At 65.0% G+C, this 15769-nt stretch carries 13 protein-coding genes; 9 read left to right on the top strand and 4 right to left on the bottom strand.

Translation table 11 applies throughout. The features are described from left to right. Positions 1-3 precede the first annotated feature (3 nt). Positions 4-1911, bottom strand: coding sequence for an ABC-F family ATP-binding cassette domain-containing protein (locus tag AC1DMY_RS08255; RefSeq protein ID WP_477164474.1), 1908 nt, complete (start codon positions 1909-1911; stop codon positions 4-6). Between the two features lie 285 nt (positions 1912-2196). Between AC1DMY_RS08255 and AC1DMY_RS08250 the strand changes: the two genes are divergently transcribed. From AC1DMY_RS08250 to AC1DMY_RS08235, 4 genes are all read left to right on the top strand, one after another. After that, positions 2197-2484, top strand: a complete 288-nt coding sequence (locus tag AC1DMY_RS08250) for a hypothetical protein (RefSeq protein WP_477165002.1) — start codon at positions 2197-2199, stop codon at positions 2482-2484. Positions 2485-2786: 302 nt separating this feature from the next. Next, entirely contained in the window at positions 2787-3821 is a 1035-nt protein-coding gene (locus AC1DMY_RS08245; protein WP_477164473.1) for an agmatine deiminase family protein, read from the top strand. A 133-nt stretch (positions 3822-3954) separates the two neighbouring features. Continuing rightward, entirely contained in the window at positions 3955-4845 is an 891-nt protein-coding gene (locus AC1DMY_RS08240) for a carbon-nitrogen hydrolase (protein WP_477164472.1), read from the top strand. A 76-nt stretch (positions 4846-4921) separates the two neighbouring features. Continuing rightward, positions 4922-6154, top strand: a complete 1233-nt coding sequence (locus AC1DMY_RS08235) for a TraB/GumN family protein (protein WP_477164471.1) — start codon at positions 4922-4924, stop codon at positions 6152-6154. Positions 6155-6466: 312 nt separating this feature from the next. Here the strand turns inward: AC1DMY_RS08235 and AC1DMY_RS08230 are convergent, their stop codons facing one another. After that, the gene (locus AC1DMY_RS08230) at positions 6467-7636 is read right to left on the bottom strand and encodes a glycoside hydrolase family 18 protein (protein ID WP_477164470.1); all 1170 of its coding nucleotides are present in this window, start codon (positions 7634-7636) and stop codon (positions 6467-6469) included. Positions 7637-7815: 179 nt separating this feature from the next. On the opposite strand from AC1DMY_RS08230, the gene AC1DMY_RS08225 reads away from it, so the two are divergent. Next, on the top strand, positions 7816-8139 hold the full coding sequence (locus tag AC1DMY_RS08225; RefSeq protein WP_046971176.1) for a c-type cytochrome: 324 nt from the start codon (positions 7816-7818) through the stop codon (positions 8137-8139). 17 nt (positions 8140-8156) lie between these two features. Continuing rightward, positions 8157-8510, top strand: coding sequence for a c-type cytochrome (locus AC1DMY_RS08220; RefSeq protein ID WP_046971168.1), 354 nt, complete (start codon positions 8157-8159; stop codon positions 8508-8510). Positions 8511-8581: 71 nt separating this feature from the next. Here the strand turns inward: AC1DMY_RS08220 and AC1DMY_RS08215 are convergent, their stop codons facing one another. Continuing rightward, on the bottom strand, positions 8582-9190 hold the full coding sequence (locus tag AC1DMY_RS08215; protein WP_046971167.1) for an NfuA family Fe-S biogenesis protein: 609 nt from the start codon (positions 9188-9190) through the stop codon (positions 8582-8584). Positions 9191-9328: 138 nt separating this feature from the next. On the opposite strand from AC1DMY_RS08215, the gene AC1DMY_RS08210 reads away from it, so the two are divergent. Continuing rightward, a complete protein-coding gene (locus tag AC1DMY_RS08210) occupies positions 9329-9670 on the top strand; it encodes a 4a-hydroxytetrahydrobiopterin dehydratase (protein ID WP_477164469.1) in 342 nt (113 codons plus the stop codon). Beyond that, on the top strand, positions 9667-11202 hold the full coding sequence (locus AC1DMY_RS08205; RefSeq protein ID WP_477164468.1) for a CPBP family glutamic-type intramembrane protease: 1536 nt from the start codon (positions 9667-9669) through the stop codon (positions 11200-11202). Before AC1DMY_RS08210 ends, AC1DMY_RS08205 begins: the two co-directional genes overlap by 4 nt. Here AC1DMY_RS08205 and AC1DMY_RS08200 read toward each other — a convergent pair. After that, positions 11131-12171, bottom strand: coding sequence for an RluA family pseudouridine synthase (locus tag AC1DMY_RS08200; protein WP_477164467.1), 1041 nt, complete (start codon positions 12169-12171; stop codon positions 11131-11133). The two genes, AC1DMY_RS08205 and AC1DMY_RS08200, sit on opposite strands and share 72 nt — an antisense overlap. A gap of 342 nt (positions 12172-12513) precedes the next feature. Here AC1DMY_RS08200 and AC1DMY_RS08195 point away from each other — a divergent pair, with 342 nt between their 5' ends. Continuing rightward, positions 12514-15747, top strand: coding sequence for an Rne/Rng family ribonuclease (locus AC1DMY_RS08195; protein WP_477164466.1), 3234 nt, complete (start codon positions 12514-12516; stop codon positions 15745-15747). The last annotated feature ends 22 nt before the right edge of the window (positions 15748-15769 follow it).

Raw genomic sequence — 15769 nt, 5'->3', positions numbered from 1 at the left:
GACTCATGCCTCCAGCTGTTCGTAGAGTGCCAGCCACTCGACTTCGAGCGTTTCCTTCTCGCTGCGAAGTTCCGTCTGTCGCTGCCCCAAGCGCATCATCTCGGTGGTGGGGCCGTTATAAGTCTGCGGATCGGCCAGCTTGGCCTCGAGTGCCGTCAGTTCGCCTTCCAAAGTGGCAATGCGCGTCTCGATCTTCTTCACGCGCTGGCGATTGGCCTTGTCGCTGTCGCGCTCGGCGGCAGTGCGGACGCGGCGCTCGTCCGGCGTCTCCACGCGTTCGACCGGCTTGGGGTTTTCCTTGTTCTTGGCTTTCTTGGCGGCCGAACCACGGCTGCGCAGCCACTTCGCATAGTCGTCGAGGTCACCATCGAAGGATTCCACCGTGCCATCGGCCACGCGCCAGAAACTGTCGCTGACCATGCCCAGCAGGTGGCGATCGTGCGAGACCAGCACCAGCGCACCGTCGAATTCGGCCAGCGCGTCGGCGAGTGCTTCGCGCATGTCCAGGTCGAGATGGTTGGTCGGTTCGTCGAGCAGCAACAGGTTGGGCTTGTCCCAGGCGATCAAGGCCAGCGCAAGACGCGCGCGTTCGCCACCGGAGAAACCGTCGACGGATTCAAAGGCGCGATCGCCTGCGAAATTCCACGAACCCAGGAAGTCGCGCAATACCTGCGCAGCCACACCGGGCGCCTTCTCCTGCAAATGATCGAACGGCGATGACCCTTCGTGCAGGCTCTCCACCGTGTGCTGGGCGAAGTAGCCGATCTTCAGATCCTTATGCCCCTTGCGCTCGCCCGCCAGCGGCGTGAGTTCCCCGACCAGGGTCTTCACCAGGGTGGATTTGCCGGCGCCGTTGGGGCCGAGCAAGCCGATGCGTTCGCCTGCTTCCAGGCGAAAACGCACGTTGCGCAAAATCGTGGTGGCGGCTGCGCCGTCCTCTCCCGGATAACCGGCATCGACGTCTTCGATCTGCACCATCGAATCAGGCAGGCGCGCGGGCACGGCGAACTGGAAATGGAACGGACGCTCGGCGCGCACCGCCTCGGTACCGGCCATCTTTTCCAAACGCTTCACGCGCGACTGCGCCTGCTTGGCCTTGCTCGCCTTGGCCTTGAAGCGATCCACGAACGACTGCAGATGCGCACGCTCGGCCTGCTCGCGCTCGTGCGCGATCTGCTGCTGTCGCAACTGCTCGGCGCGCAGGCGCTCGAACGCGCTGTAGTTGCCGGTGTAGAGCTTGCCGCTGCCATCGTTGAGGTGCAGCGTATGGGTGATCACGCCGTCGAGGAATTCGCGGTCGTGCGAAATGATCAGCAAGGTGCCCTGGTAGCGGCGCAGCCATTCTTCCAGCCACAGCACCGCGTCGAGATCGAGATGGTTGGTAGGCTCGTCGAGCAGCAACAGGTCGGACGGCGCCATCAGCGCACGCGCCAGGTTGAGGCGCACGCGCCAGCCGCCGGAGAATTCCTTCACCGGCGTCTCATGCGTTTCGGCGGCAAAGCCCAGGCCGTGCAGCAGGCGGCCGGCTCGCGCCCGGGCGTCGTAGCCGTTGAGTTCTTCGATGCGGTGATGCGCAAGCGCCATCGCTTCGGTGTCGCCGCGTGCTTCGGCGTCGATCTCGTCGCGCAAGGCCTTGGCCAGCTCCACGTCGCCGCCCATCACGTATTCGATGGCCGGGTCCGGCAACGAAGGCGTTTCCTGGGCTACCGAGGCCATGCGGATCTTCGCCGGCAGCTCCAGATCGCCGGCATCGGCTTCCACCTGGCCCTGCAGGGCGGCAAACAAGCTGGACTTGCCGCAGCCGTTGCGCCCAACCACGCCCAGCCGCCAGCCAGTCTGGATGACCAGGTCGATATCGGAAAGCAGCAGTCGGCTGCCACGGCGGAGGGCGAAGTGACGGAACGAAATCATGAGGAGAGCTTAGAGCCTGTGCAATGCCGAAGTAGAGCCCGCGCAGGCAGGCTCCCGGAGCCGGCCGGGTGCCGGCCGTAGCCGCCCATGATAGCGGGCCCTGCGCCCGGTTCCTCACAACGAATGCCCACGCCGTCGCAATCGCCGCAGATTCGCATGGCTAAGGCCCGATACTTCTGCTACAACGACGCGGCAACGCCTTGTGCGGAGAGGGGAACCGTGAACAAGTACGGAATCAGCAAGTTCAGCATCAGCCTGTCCATCGCCCTGCTGGCCACCGCCGGCATGAGCGCTCCGGCTGCCGCCAAGGCGGACAGCCTGCTCGTCAACCGCGTGCAGCAGGAAAAGGGCATGGACCTGCCCAGCCGCGGCATGAGCATGACCGAGGTGGAGAAGAAGTACGGTGCTCCGCAGCGCAAGCTCTCGCCCCGTGGTGGCGACAGCGACAAGCATCCGGTGATCAACCGCTGGGATTACGCGAATTTCATCGTGTATTTCGAGAAGAGCCACGTGATCCACGCCGTGCTCAACACGCCGGCGGGCAACAATACCAATCCAGCCTCCGCCAACTGATCGGCGCGAAGGGTAGAGCCTGTTAGAAGCCCTTTCAGTACCCCTCACCGTCATCCCTGCGAAAGCAGGGATCCAGCGCCTTTATGCACCATCAAGGACGCTGGATTCCCGCTTCCGCGGGAATGACGGTGAGGGAAATAGACGTCGTCGAGAGATTTCAGACGCGACCCTAGACGCGGTCCGTGGCAACACGGGCCGCGTTCTCTTTTCTGCCCTGTCACACCTCATCGTTTACACTCTGCGGCCCTCGTAGTCTGCCCCGGGCAGCTGCTGCCGTCCCCGCTGCAAGAGAACTGTTGACGATGACCGACCAAAGCCTTCGCCTTCCGGCGGAATGGGAGCCGCAATCGGCCGTGTTGATCGCGTGGCCGCATGCCGGCACCGACTGGGCTGACCGCCTCGCTGATGTGGAAACCACTTATGTGGCACTGGCCGCAGCAGTCACGCGTTTCCAGCCGTTGATCATCGTGGTCGGCGGCAACCCGCTGCGTCTGCGCGTGCAGGCATTGCTGACCGGTGAAGGCGTCGATCTGTCCAAGATCCGTTTCGTCGAGTTGCCCTACGACGACACCTGGTTGCGCGATTCCGGTCCGATCACCTTGAAGGCCGATGGCGGCCAATACCAGCTCACCGATTTCCGCTTCACCGGCTGGGGCGGCAAGTTCGGCGCCGAGCAGGACGACGCACTGATCGCTGGCCTCGTGCAGGAAGGCGTGTTCGGCAAGGCCAAGCACAAGCGCATCGACTGGGCGCTGGAAGGCGGCGGCATCGAAAGCGATGGCGAGGGCACGGTGCTCACCACCTGGCGCTGCCTGACCCAGCGCCACCCGGAACAGTCGCGCGAACAAATGACCGAGATCCTCAGCGACAGCCTGCATGCCAAGCGCGTGCTGTGGCTGGACTATGGCTACCTCGAAGGCGACGACACCGACGCGCATATCGATACGCTGGCCCGCTTCGCGCCCGGCGAGCGCATCGTGTACCAGGCATGCGACGACAGTAGCGATCCGCACTACGACGAGCTCAAGCGCATGGGTGAAGAGCTCGCCGCGCTGCGCACGCCCGCAGGCAAGCCGTACACGCTCTATCCCCTGCCCTGGGCCAAGCCGATCGTCGATGAGGGCCGCCGCCTGGCCGCCTCTTATGCGAACTACCTGATCGTCAACGACGCGGTGCTGGTGCCCGCCTATGGCGACGCAGCCGACGACGAGGCCGCGCGCATCATCGGCGAAGCCCACCCGGGCCGCGAGATCGTGCAGGTGCCCTGCCGCCCGCTGATCTGGCAGAACGGCAGCCTGCACTGCATCACCATGCAGCTGCCGGCCGGCATCGTCTGAAGCCTGGGCCGGTGGAAACTGGCTCAAAGCACACCATATGTAGTGGACCGCCGCCTGCCCTGAATGGGGCGGGCAGCCGTATCCGTTAGACTCTGCGTTCTGCTCCCCAGCAGCCCTTTCTGGAAGCCCACCCATGACCCGCAAGACCCTCAAAGTCGCCCTGCTGCAGGAAACCGACCGCGGCAGCCGCGATGCCAATCTCGACGCCATTGAGGCAGGCCTGCGCGACGCCGCGGCCAAGGGCGTGGAACTGGTGCTGCTGCAGGAACTGCACAACGGACCGTACTTCTGCCAGCGCGAGTCGGTGGACGAATTCGACCTCGCCGAAACCATTCCGGGCCCGAGCACGGCGCGCATCGGCAAGCTGGCCGAAGAGCTCAAGCTGGTAGTGGTCGCCTCGCTGTTCGAAAAGCGCGCCACCGGCCTGTATCACAACACCGCCGTGGTGTTCGATCGCTCGGCCGCCATCGCGGGCAAGTACCGCAAGATGCATATCCCCGACGACCCGGCGTTCTACGAGAAGTTCTACTTCACGCCGGGCGACATCGGCTTCGATCCGATCGACACCTCGGTGGGCCGCCTGGGCGTGCTGGTGTGCTGGGACCAGTGGTATCCGGAAGCCGCGCGCCTGATGGCGCTGGCCGGCGCCGACCTGCTGCTCTATCCCACCGCCATCGGCTGGGACCCGCAGGACGACCAGGCCGAGAAGGATCGCCAGCGCGAAGCGTGGGTCACCGTGCAGCGTGGACATGCTGTCGCCAACGGCCTGCCGCTGTTGTCGTGCAACCGCACCGGCTTCGAAGCCGACAAGGCGGGCGTGGGCAACGGCATCCAGTTCTGGGGCACGAGTTTCGTCGCGGGTCCCCAGGGCGAATTCCTGGCGCAGGCCGGCACCGACGGCCGCGAGCTGCTGATCGCCGACGTCGACATGGCGCGCAGCGAGCACGTCCGCCGCATCTGGCCATTCCTGCGCGATCGCCGTATCGACGCCTATGGCGATCTGCTCAAGCGTTTCCGCGATTAATGCCGACGGTGACGCGCCCCGCCTCGCGCCTCCGCCATTCCCTGCAGCCTTTGCCTGAGCCCTACCGACACCGCGCATGAGCCAGACCGACATCACCGATTCCCTGCCGCCCGTGCTGCACGACCAACCGATCGAGCGCGTCATGCGCGACGGCGTGGAATACGTGGTACTCGGTACGGCGCACGTATCGCGCACCAGCGTCGAGGCCGTGGAAGCGCTGCTCGCGCATGAAACCTTCGATGCCGTTGCCGTGGAACTGTGCGAGAGCCGTGCCCAAGGCATGCGCGATCCCGAAGCGTTCAAGCAGATGGATCTGTTCCAGGTGATCCGCCAGGGCAAGGCCGGCATGGTCGCGGCCAGCCTGGTGCTCTCCTCGTTCCAGAAGCGCCTTGCCGAGCAGTACGGCATCCAGCCCGGCGCGGAAATGAAAGCAGGCATGGACGGCGCCGATCAACGTGGTGTGCCGGTATGGCTGGTGGATCGCGAAGTGGGCACCACGCTGCGTCGCGCCTGGCATAGCGTCGGTTTCTGGCAGCGCTTCGGCCTGATGGGCGGCCTGATCGCCAGCGTGTTCGAACGCGAGAACATCCAGGAAGCCGAGATCGAAAAACTCAAGCAAGGCGACATGCTGGAAAGCGCCTTCAGCGAGTTCGCGACCAACTCCGCCCCGCTCTATCGCGCCTTGATCGCCGAACGCGATGCGTACATGGCGGCACGCTTGCGCGAACAAGCCGCGCAGGCCGGTTTCGGCGAAGGCCGCCGCGTGCTGGTGGTGATTGGCGCTGGACACCTCAAGGGCTTGTGCGAACAGTTGCGCACCCAGCAAGGCGATCCCGCAACCGAAGCTGCCGCGCTGTCCGCGGCACCGCGCAAGGCAGCATGGCCAAAGTGGCTGGCCCTTGGCCTGGTGTTGGCGGTGTTCATTGCCATTGGTTTCGCCTTCTACCGCAGCCCATCGCTGGGTGCTGCCGCCTTGCGCGACTGGGTGCTCTACACCGGCGGCTTCTCCGCCATCGGCGCCATCATCGCGGGCGCCCATCCCTTGAGCGTGCTCGCCGCCTTCATTGCCGGCCCGATCAAACCCTTCCGCCCCGGCATTCCATCCGGCGGCATCAGCGCGATGGTGGAAGCCTGGGTCCGCCGCCCGCGCGTGGCCGACTTCGAAACCCTGCGCGACGACATCGGCCACTGGCGCGGCTGGTGGAGCAACCGCGTCGCCCGCACCCTGCTCAACTTCTTCCTGGTCTGCCTGGGTACGATCATCGGCGAATACACCGCCGGCATTCATATCGTAAAGAGCTTGCTCTAAGCGGCAGCAGCCCTGTAGGAGCGCACCCTGTGCGCGACCACCCAACGGAGCGGCACATCGCAACGCCGCGGTCGCGCACAAGGTGCGCTCCTGCAAGGGAACACGCAGGCCTAGCCGATCACCTCTTTGTGGGAGCGCACCCTGTGCGCGACGAGCCTACGGAGCAGTACACCGCAGCGTGGCAGTCGCGCACAGGGTGCGCTCCCACAGACAAGCGCGGGGCGTGGTATCCAGCGCGTAGGCGGCACGCTGGCGATATCGCGACAATCACCGCGCATGGCTACTGGATCCCGGCCTGCGCCGGGACGACGATCAGAAAATTCCGTGCTTACCCAGCGCCTCATCCAAGACGCCAAGCAACTCCTCATTGCGATCCAGGCTCTGCTCCCAATACATCACCCCGCCTAGGCCCTTGGCCTTGACGAAGGCCGCCTTCGCCCGCAACGACTGCGGATCCTCATAAGTAACGAACGTGCGCGTCTTGGCGTTCCACAGATAAGGCGCCTGCGCCTTTGCATCCCAGTGGCGCACATAACCATTCTTGTCGATATAGCTGGCCACCAGTTCCTGCCATGAAGGACTGCCCGCGTACTTCGCGTACTTCTGCTGCAGCCCATCGTGCGCCGGATCGACACCTGAGAACGCACGGCCATAGAACGCCGCGCCAAGATTGAGCTTCTTCGCCGGTACACCCGCCGCAAGGAACTGCGCCACCGCCTTGTCGCCCGCGCGATCATCCGCCGGGGCAACATCGGCCAGATGCAGGCCCGCGTGATGCCCGGTGGTCGGCGTCAGACTGTTGTGGAAGTCGTAAGTCATCAAGTTGATCCAGTCGAGCGAACGCGACACCCGCTCCAACTCGATGCCCGCCACGAATTCACCGTCGGCGGCGGCAATGGTCAACAGATAGTGGCGGCCACTGTGCGCAGCGCCGAGCTTGTCCAGGCGAGCACGCAGCGTTTCCAGCAAGAGGCTGAAATTGCGCTTGTCCTCCGGGCGATGGCTGATGCCGGGACCCGCCAGCGTGGGATATTCCCAGTCCAGATCCACGCCATCCACATCGTATTTTTCGATGAAGGCGGCCACGCTGTCGGCCATGCGTTGGCGCGTGTCGGCGGTCAAAGCCACATCGGAGAAATAGTCTGCACCCCAGCCGCCGATGGAGACGATGATCTTGAGGTTGGGATTGATCTTGCGCAGGCCGGTGAAGGCCGCCAGCGTCTGGCCTGCGACGGGGCTGGGGAATTGCACGTTGCCTTTGACGTCCACCTTCGCGAACGCATAGTTGATGACGTCGAGCTTCTGCGCGCTCACCGGCGGCAACGGCTGGGAATCGGAGACATAGCCGACGATGCGGTAATCTGCCGCAGGGGGTGCGGCCTGCGCCTGGGCCCCGCTCCATGCGACGCCCAAGGCCATCGCCATCGTCAGCGCAGCCTTCAGGCCACGGCGATTTCCCGCATTTTCCAGCGTTCCTTTCATGCTCGGTCCTTTGCGTGTGACGTTGCGCGGCGCAGGGGCGCGCCTGCACCTTCCCCCTACTGTGAAGCCTTGCACTGATTGGAATCAGTGGCTTGCGACATGTTGTCCGTTCGTGAACGCTACGACTATACTTCCGGGACTTTCACCATGTACCAGCCGGAATCGTGGGGACGATGCTGATGACTCGACTGCAACTGCTTGGCCTGACCGTGGCCGCAGCTCTTTTCGCCACTGCCAGCGTGCATGCCGAGGGTGATAAAGCTGCCGGACGCAAGTTGATCTATACGTGCAATGGCTGCCATGGCGTACCCGGTTACGCCAACGCGTATCCGAACTACCCGGTGCCGCGCATCGCGGGCCAGAACCAGCAATACATCATCAGTGCACTGCACGAATACAAGGCCGGCGAGCGCAAGCATCCGACCATGATGGCCCAGGCGCAGAGTCTGTCCGACCAGGACATCCAGGACATTGCCGCCTACCTGTCCAGCCTCGCCAAGTAAGCCAAGGACCCGAACGCATGCATCGTGCACTCACCCTGCTTTCCTTCGGCGCCGTCCTGGCGTTCGCCTCCACCCAGCTGCTGGCTGCCGGCAATATCGAAAACGGCAAGCAGAAGGCTGCCACCTGCTTCGCCTGCCACGGCACCGACGGCAACTCGATCGATCCGCAGTACCCGCGCCTGGCCGGCCAGTACAACATGTACCTGCAGCAGGCCCTCAACGAGTACAAGACCGGACAGCGCGACAACGCCATCATGAAGGGCTTCGTGGCGCAGCTGTCGGACCAGGACATCCAGGACGTCGCCGCCTACTTCTCCAGCTTGCCGACCAAGCTCGATACGCTGCAAGGTCATATCCAGGGCGACAAGTAAGCCGTACCGCAATAAATGGAAAGGCCCGCATCGCGCGGGCCTTTTCTTTTGGACGTCCAGACGGCTATTGATCAGCCGAGCGCGGACTGGCCTTCCTTCTTGCTGTAATACGGATTGCTGCCGCCGCTGTGATCGGTGGCGTCGCGCACTTCGGTGATTTCCGGCACGCGTTCGCGCAGGGTCTTTTCCACGCCATGCTTGAGCGTGACGTCGACCATGCCGCAACCGTGGCAGCCGCCGCCGAACTGCAGGATCACCACGCCGTTCGCATTCACTTCCAGCAGGCTCACGCGGCCGCCGTGCGAAGCGATCTTCGGATTCACCTCGGCTTCGAGCACATAGCGCACGCGCTCGATCAGGCCGGCCTCTTCGCCCGGGATCTCGCCCTTGATCCGCGGCGCACGGATATTGAGCTGGCCGCCGGTGGCGTTCGGCTCGAAATCGATGCTCGCGCCTTCCAGCCAGGGCGCGCTGTCGCCTTCCACGTTGAAGTCGAAACCATCGCAGACGATGGTCCATTCCTGCCCGGTCAGCTCGTCGGGCTCGGCAAACTCCAGCTCGCAATTGGCCGCCGGCGTACCCGGCGAGGTCACGCGCAGGCGGATGCTCAGCCCTTCGATGCCCTGCTGCGACAGCAGGCGCAGAAAGTGCCGTTGCGCGCGTTCTGAAATGTCGATCATGTCTACTCCAGCTGAAACACCGGCCTGGCCGGGAATACAGCACCATTTTAGTCCTATTTTGCGTCGCCTGCCCGGCTTTGACTTTTCCTGGCGTAGCTTCGACGCTTCGCACCTTTCTCTCAGCACGGACGATTCGCCATGAACCTCAGCCAACTCGCCAGCCAGCACTGCACGCCGCGCAAGGGCAAAGAACACGCGCTGGACGCCGCCAAGCTCAAGGAACTGCTCGCTGCGCTGCCCGGCTGGAAGGTCACCGACGACGGCAAGGCCATCGTCAAGGATTTCAAGTTCCCTGACTTTCACCACACGCTCGGCTTCATCAATGCGGTTGGCTTCATGGCCAATCAAGAGGACCACCACCCCGACCTCGAAGCCGGCTACGGTCATTGCCAGCTGTTGTGGTCCACGCACGATGTCGGCGGCTTGTCGATGAACGACATCATCTGCGCTGCGCGCGTCGACGTCCTGCTCGAGCGTTGAACTCGGCGCGCCCCACGCTGCGCCTGCTTCCCGCTGCGGGTTTCCTCGCAGCGGTGGCGGTGTTGCTGTGGTGCATGGCGGCGCTGTCCGGCTGGATCACGCGCGGCCAGTTGATTCACCAGGCCAGCCACGATGTCGCGACGCTGCGCGCTGGCAGACCGCTATGGCAATGGCAGCTGCACCAACCCTCCGACCTGGTGGCGAGCCGCGTGTTCGGCGCGGCTGATCTGGCGGCCACGCCCGACGGCCTGGTGATCACCAGCCGCGACGGCACACCGTTTGAAGTCGGCCTGCCACTGGCCGGACCGGTCGACCTCGCGCACTGGCCGCTGCTGCGCATCGATATGCAGGGCAACCGCGAGGGCGCGCTGGACTTGAGCTATCAGGCGACTGAGTCGGGAACGCCCTGCTCCGCCGATCGCGCCGCGATCGTTTCGACCAAGACGGCCTCGTTATCCATCGATCTGGCAAGCCAGTCGTGGCGGGCTATCGATGGCGCGCCCTGCAGCGCCCCGGGCGTGGTGGCCTATCTGTTGCGACTGCGGGTGACCATCCCGGCGGGAGCAACGCTGGCACTGCATTCGGCCGCACTGGCATCGCCCGAGCCCGCCTCGCTGCCGCCCAAGATCGACCGCCAGACGGCCGACATCCGCTTGCTCGGCTCCGAATCATCGGGCAGCTGGACGCCGACACCTCAACAGCTGGCCCGCTACCGAACACCGATGGTCCGGCTGCCGGAGGGCGCCACCGCGGAGGCCATGCTGTTGTGGCGGGACCGGGTGCGTCAGTACTGGCCGGCCGCGATCATTCTTCCCTTCGGGCAGGCACTGCCGCGCGCAACATCGAACCATATGCCGACCTGGCTCGATACCGGCGTGGCCGCGCTCTATCTCGCCTGGCTGGCCTGGCTGGCCATTCGGCAGCGTCCGGGAGTGGTGCGGCCATGGACCGAAGTGGCCGCTATTGCCTTCGGTCCGCTTTGGCTCATCGCCGGATTGCGCTGGGGGCCGGGGGCATCCATCCCGGGCATCACCGCCTTTCTGGCGGCACTGGTCTACGGCGGCCAGAGCGAATGGCGCCGGCGGCCAGTGGAATGGGGCTGGTTCGGACGAAGCTGGTCCGATTGGATCTACCCCCTGCTGCCGCTGCCCGTCGCCCTGGCCCTGACCCTGGCTGACGGCCACCATCTGCTTCACCTGGATGTTCGCCACATCCTGGCCTACCTGGCCTGGGCGCTGCTCCAGCAGTGGGCCATGCTCGCCCTGGTCATGGGCCGACTGGAACGGACCGGACTGCCGCGCCCGGCCATCTTCCTGGTCACGGCGACCCTGTTCGGTCTGCTGCACACCCCGAACGGGTCTCTGATGCAGCTGTGCGTGGCGGCCGAACTCTGGTGGGCGTGGAGCTTCATGCGCTCGCCACGGCTACTGCCCATCGCCGTGGCCCACGCCGCCAGCGCCCTACTTGTGGAAAGTGGGCTTACCGGTCATCTCTTGCGTTCGCTCGAGGTGAGCGCGCGCTTTTTCCAGTAGACGACGGATCTTGTTGCCCTTCACGGCCAGAACGTCCAGGAATTCCTTCAGATCGTCGGGCATCGGCGCCGAAAAGCTATAGGAACGGCCGTCCAGCTCAAAACTCATGTGCGAGGCGTGCAGGAACAGGCGATTGAGGCCCAACTCCTTCATGCCTTTGTTGATCTCTTTGTCGCCGTACTTCGGATCGCCCGCCAGCGGGTGGCCAATATGGGCAGCATGGACGCGAATCTGATGCGTGCGCCCAGTGCCCAGCGTCGCCTGCATCAGGCGGCCGCCCGGGTACTGCTCCATTTCCTGGAAGAAAGTGAGCGACGGCTTGCCGTTGTCGGACACCCTCACCATACGCTCGCCGCCCTGCAGTATCGACTTGAGCAGCGGGGCATTCACGCTGAACTTCGCCTTGTTCGGATGGCCGACCATCAGGCAGAGGTACTGCTTTACCACCGAGCCGTCGCGGATGGCTGCCTGCAGCCCGGTCAGTCCGGCGCGGGTCTTGGCGAACACCAGCACGCCGCTGGTATCGCGGTCGAGGCGATGGACCAGTTCAATATGTTCAGTAGGACGGGCCGCCCGCAGCAGCTCGATGGCACCGTGGCTGACACCGCTGCCGCCGTGGCTGGCAATGCCGCTGGGCTTGTCGATGGCAATGAAATGCTTGTCTTCGAAGATGATCGAATCAGTGATCGCTGAGACCATGCCGGTCGCCGGGGCCTTTCCTTCGACCTTTTCGGCCACTCGGACCGGCGGAATACGCAGCATATCGCCCGCCACGAGACGCGTATCGGGCTTGGCGCGCTTACCGTTCACACGCACCTGTCCGGTGCGCAGAATGCGGTAAATCATGCTCTTTGGTACCCCCTTGAGCATCGTCATGAGCGCATTGTCGATGCGCTGACCGTCCCGCTCGGGACCGATCTCAACTTGACGCACACCGTGAGGTGCGTCGGGGGAAGTTACCGTCTGCATTGAATAAAACCTGCCGAAATAGGATACTCGGGCGGCGTTTGGTCTTGCCCCGCCGAAGTTCGGATAGGGGCGGGACACCCACCCCGTGACGTCGGCGAGGATAGCGCCGGTCGCCTCTTTGGCAGCCGGTTGCTGCTCCCTTACATCGTAACGGTTCGGGTTGTCGTTTGTCCGGTTTCCTAGGGGAAGCCGGGGCGACTGGCGCGACCTAAGAATCATCCCGGCACCGAGAACGATGCCGTCATTTGCCGCTTAACCGCAGCGGCGCGATCCCCGGCAGGCCGCCGAAGTGACTGGCGCCACCGAGGCACGCGACGCGCGGCAAGCCGAGGAAAAATTACAATGAAACGTATGTTGATCAACGCAACTCAGCGTGAAGAGTTGCGTGTGGCCATCGTCGATGGCCAGAACCTTTACGATCTCGATATCGAAATCCCGTCCCGCGAACAGAAAAAGGCCAATATCTACAAGGGCCGCATCACTCGCGTGGAGCCGTCCCTGGAAGCCTGCTTCGTCGACTACGGTGCCGAACGCCACGGCTTTCTGCCGCTGAAGGAAGTCGCCCGCGAGTACTTCACGCCGGGCCTGGACCCCAACAAGGCCAATATCCGTGACCTCATCAAAGAAGGTCACGAAGTGGTCGTGCAGGTGGAGAAAGAGGAGCGTGGCAACAAGGGCGCCGCCCTGACCACCTTCATCAGCCTCGCCGGCCGTTACATGGTGCTGATGCCGAACAACCCCAAAGCGGGTGGCGTGTCGCGTCGCATCGAGGGTGAAGACCGCCAGGCGCTGAAGGAAGCGCTGGAGCACCTCAACGTCCCTGACGACGTGGGCCTGATCGTGCGCACCGCCGGCCTCGGCCGCGACGCCGAAGAGCTGCAGTGGGATCTGGATTACCTGCTCCAGCTGTGGAAGGCCATTTCCGGCGCCGCCCAGGCGCAGAAGGCCCCGTTCCTGATCTATCAGGAATCGAAGCTGTTCATTCGCGCCCTGCGCGACTACCTGCGCAACGACATCGGCGAAATCCTCATCGACGAGGAATCGCTGTACAACGACGCGCGCGAGTTCATGCAGCAGGTGATGCCCAACGCCCTGCGCAAGCTCAAGATGTACCGCGACGAGACCCCGCTGTTCTCGCGCTACCAGATCGAAACCCAGATCGAGAGCGTGTTCGACCGCCAGGTCCGCCTGCCCTCCGGCGGCTCGATCGTGGTCGACCAGACCGAAGCCCTCACCGCCATCGACATCAACTCGTCGAAGGCCACCAAGGGCAGCGACATCGAAGAAACCGCGTTCAACACCAACCTTGAAGCGGCGGTGGAAATCGCCCGCCAGCTGCGCATCCGCGATGCCGGCGGCCTGATCGTGATCGACTTCATCGACATGGACAGCCCCAAGCACCAGCGCGAAGTGGAAGAGCGTCTCAAGGACGCGCTGAAGCTGGACCGCGCCCGCGTGCAGATCGGCCGCATCTCGCGTTTCGGCCTGCTTGAGATGTCGCGCCAGCGCCTGCGTCCGTCGCTTGGCGAAGCCACCCAGATCGTATGCCCGCGCTGCGAAGGCCATGGCCATATCCGCGGCGTCGAGTCGCTGGCCCTGTCCACCCTGCGTCTCATTGAAGAGCACGCGATGAAGGACAACACCGGCCAGGTGCTGGTGCAGGCCCCGCCGACCGTGGCCAACTTCATGCTCAACGAAAAGCGCGCCAGCGTGGTTGAGATCGAGCTGCGCAACAAGGTGCACGTGGTCATCGTGGCGGACGACAAGCTCGAGACGCCGCATATCGAAATCCAGCGTATCCGCGAAGCTGACATGGGCGAGCACAGCAAGCCCAGCTATGAGCGCCTCACCGCCGTCGAAGCCTCCGCTGTGCCCAAGATGGGCCAGGCGCTGGGCAGCAGCGAGCAGCCCGCCGTCAGCGGCATCGTGCCGTCGTCGCCGGCTCCCGTGCGCGAAGAAAGCGCGGCCGAGGCGGCTCCGCAGGCACCTGCTGCACGCCAGCCGGCTGCCGCACCCGCCCCTGCCGGCGGCGTGATCTCGCGCCTGCTCGGCTGGTTCCGCGGCACCTCCGCACCGGCCGAACCGGCCCCGACCGTCAAGGCCGAACCGGCAAGCTCCAACCGCAACAACAACCGCCGCGACGAGCGCGCTCGCCCGGCCCAAGGCGGCCAGCCGCAGGGCAACCGCCAGCAGCAGCGTCGCGAGCAGCCGCAGCAGGGCCAGAAGGGACAGCAGCAGGCCAAGGGCGGTCGCCAGCAGCCCAAGCAAGAACGTCAGCCGCAAGCCCAGCAGCAGCCCAAGCAGGATCGTCAGCCGCAGCAGCCGAAGGGCGAAGGCCAGCAGGCAGCCCAGGGCGAGCGCAAGCAGCAACAGCCGCGCCAGGAACAGCAGCCCCGCCAGCCGCGCCAGCCGCAGCAGCAGGGCCAGCAGGCCCAGCCCGCCGCGACCGCAGCAGCAGCCGTCGTCACCGCGTCGGCAGCCAGCCATGCGCTGGCAGAGCGTCCCGCCAACGCCGCGGACGCCGAGCTGATCAAGAACCAGAATCTGGTGGCACCGGGCGAGACCACCGGTGAAGCTGTCGTCGCCGATACGGCACCGGCCGTCGCGGGCGCCGCGGAAGCCGAGGGCGGCCAGTCGCGCCGTCGTCGCGGCCGTCGCGGTGGCCGTCGTCGTCGCCGCCATGAAGACGCCACCCAGACCGGAACGCAGGCAGCGGAATCGGCCGATGGCCAGGACTTCGATGACCTGGACGATGAAGACCGGTCCGAGGCAACAACCTCTGCCGCACCACCCGCCGCCACCGCCGCCCCGGCCCCGGTTGCGCAGGTGACCGCCGCGGTGGTCAGTACGGCCGCTGCTACCGCCGTGGTGCATGCGACTCGTGAGGAATCGCCCGCTGCTACGCTCGACGCGGCGCCGGTCAAGTCGCAGGAAACCGCCCCTGTTGCCGCGCCGCAGGCACCGATGCACGCGCCCGAGCAGGTGATTAGCGCCGTTGCGCCCACCTCGTTCAATCTGCCGACGCTGCCGCCGATTCCGGCTGCCGAAGCGGTGATGGAACACGTCGCCGAGCATGTGCAGGTCGAAGCGCCCGCCTTCCGCGAAGCGTCGAACGCCACGCCGGTGCACGCAGAACCCGTGATGGCGACGGCCGCTCCGGTGTTCGAAGCCGCGACGCACAGCCCGATCACCGACATCCCTTCGAGCACTACCCACGCCGTGGAACCGGCAGTCGCCCCGGTGGCTGTCGAGGCCGCGCCGATCGAAGCCACCACCACCATCGACTTCCGCGCGCATCTCGATGTGTCGCCGAAGATCGAGCCGGTGTCGGCGCCGATCAGTCACGCCGCCGTTGCTGAGCCCGCCGCCACCGCGATTGCGGAGCACAATGAGGTAGCGGTCAAGACCGAGCACCTGGTAGACCCCGAAGCGACGCCAGTAGCTTCGCCCACACAGGGCGATCTGCTGGCGCATGCCGCACTGTCGCAGCCGCAGGCCGTCGAGCCGGCAGCGCCTCATGCGGTTAGCGAAGAAACCGCAGATGACGTCAAGAAGGACGCCTCCTCGCACGGTTGAGGACGCGTCTGGCCGATAAAAA

The sequence above is a fragment of the Dyella sp. 01L423 genome (assembly GCF_056399945.1).
This window is presented reverse-complemented; position numbering and strand designations above follow the sequence as displayed.

Coding starts and splice junctions, on each gene's coding strand:
- AC1DMY_RS08245 (WP_477164473.1), top strand. CDS start 2,787: ATGACCGACCAAAGCCTTCGCCTTCCGGCGGAATGGGAGCCGCAATCG.
- AC1DMY_RS08200 (WP_477164467.1), bottom strand. CDS start 12,171: ATGCAGACGGTAACTTCCCCCGACGCACCTCACGGTGTGCGTCAAGTT.
- AC1DMY_RS08210 (WP_477164469.1), top strand. CDS start 9,329: ATGAACCTCAGCCAACTCGCCAGCCAGCACTGCACGCCGCGCAAGGGC.
- AC1DMY_RS08225 (WP_046971176.1), top strand. CDS start 7,816: ATGACTCGACTGCAACTGCTTGGCCTGACCGTGGCCGCAGCTCTTTTC.
- AC1DMY_RS08220 (WP_046971168.1), top strand. CDS start 8,157: ATGCATCGTGCACTCACCCTGCTTTCCTTCGGCGCCGTCCTGGCGTTC.
- AC1DMY_RS08240 (WP_477164472.1), top strand. CDS start 3,955: ATGACCCGCAAGACCCTCAAAGTCGCCCTGCTGCAGGAAACCGACCGC.
- AC1DMY_RS08235 (WP_477164471.1), top strand. CDS start 4,922: ATGAGCCAGACCGACATCACCGATTCCCTGCCGCCCGTGCTGCACGAC.
- AC1DMY_RS08195 (WP_477164466.1), top strand. CDS start 12,514: ATGAAACGTATGTTGATCAACGCAACTCAGCGTGAAGAGTTGCGTGTG.
- AC1DMY_RS08215 (WP_046971167.1), bottom strand. CDS start 9,190: ATGATCGACATTTCAGAACGCGCGCAACGGCACTTTCTGCGCCTGCTG.
- AC1DMY_RS08230 (WP_477164470.1), bottom strand. CDS start 7,636: ATGAAAGGAACGCTGGAAAATGCGGGAAATCGCCGTGGCCTGAAGGCT.
- AC1DMY_RS08250 (WP_477165002.1), top strand. CDS start 2,197: ATGAGCGCTCCGGCTGCCGCCAAGGCGGACAGCCTGCTCGTCAACCGC.
- AC1DMY_RS08255 (WP_477164474.1), bottom strand. CDS start 1,911: ATGATTTCGTTCCGTCACTTCGCCCTCCGCCGTGGCAGCCGACTGCTG.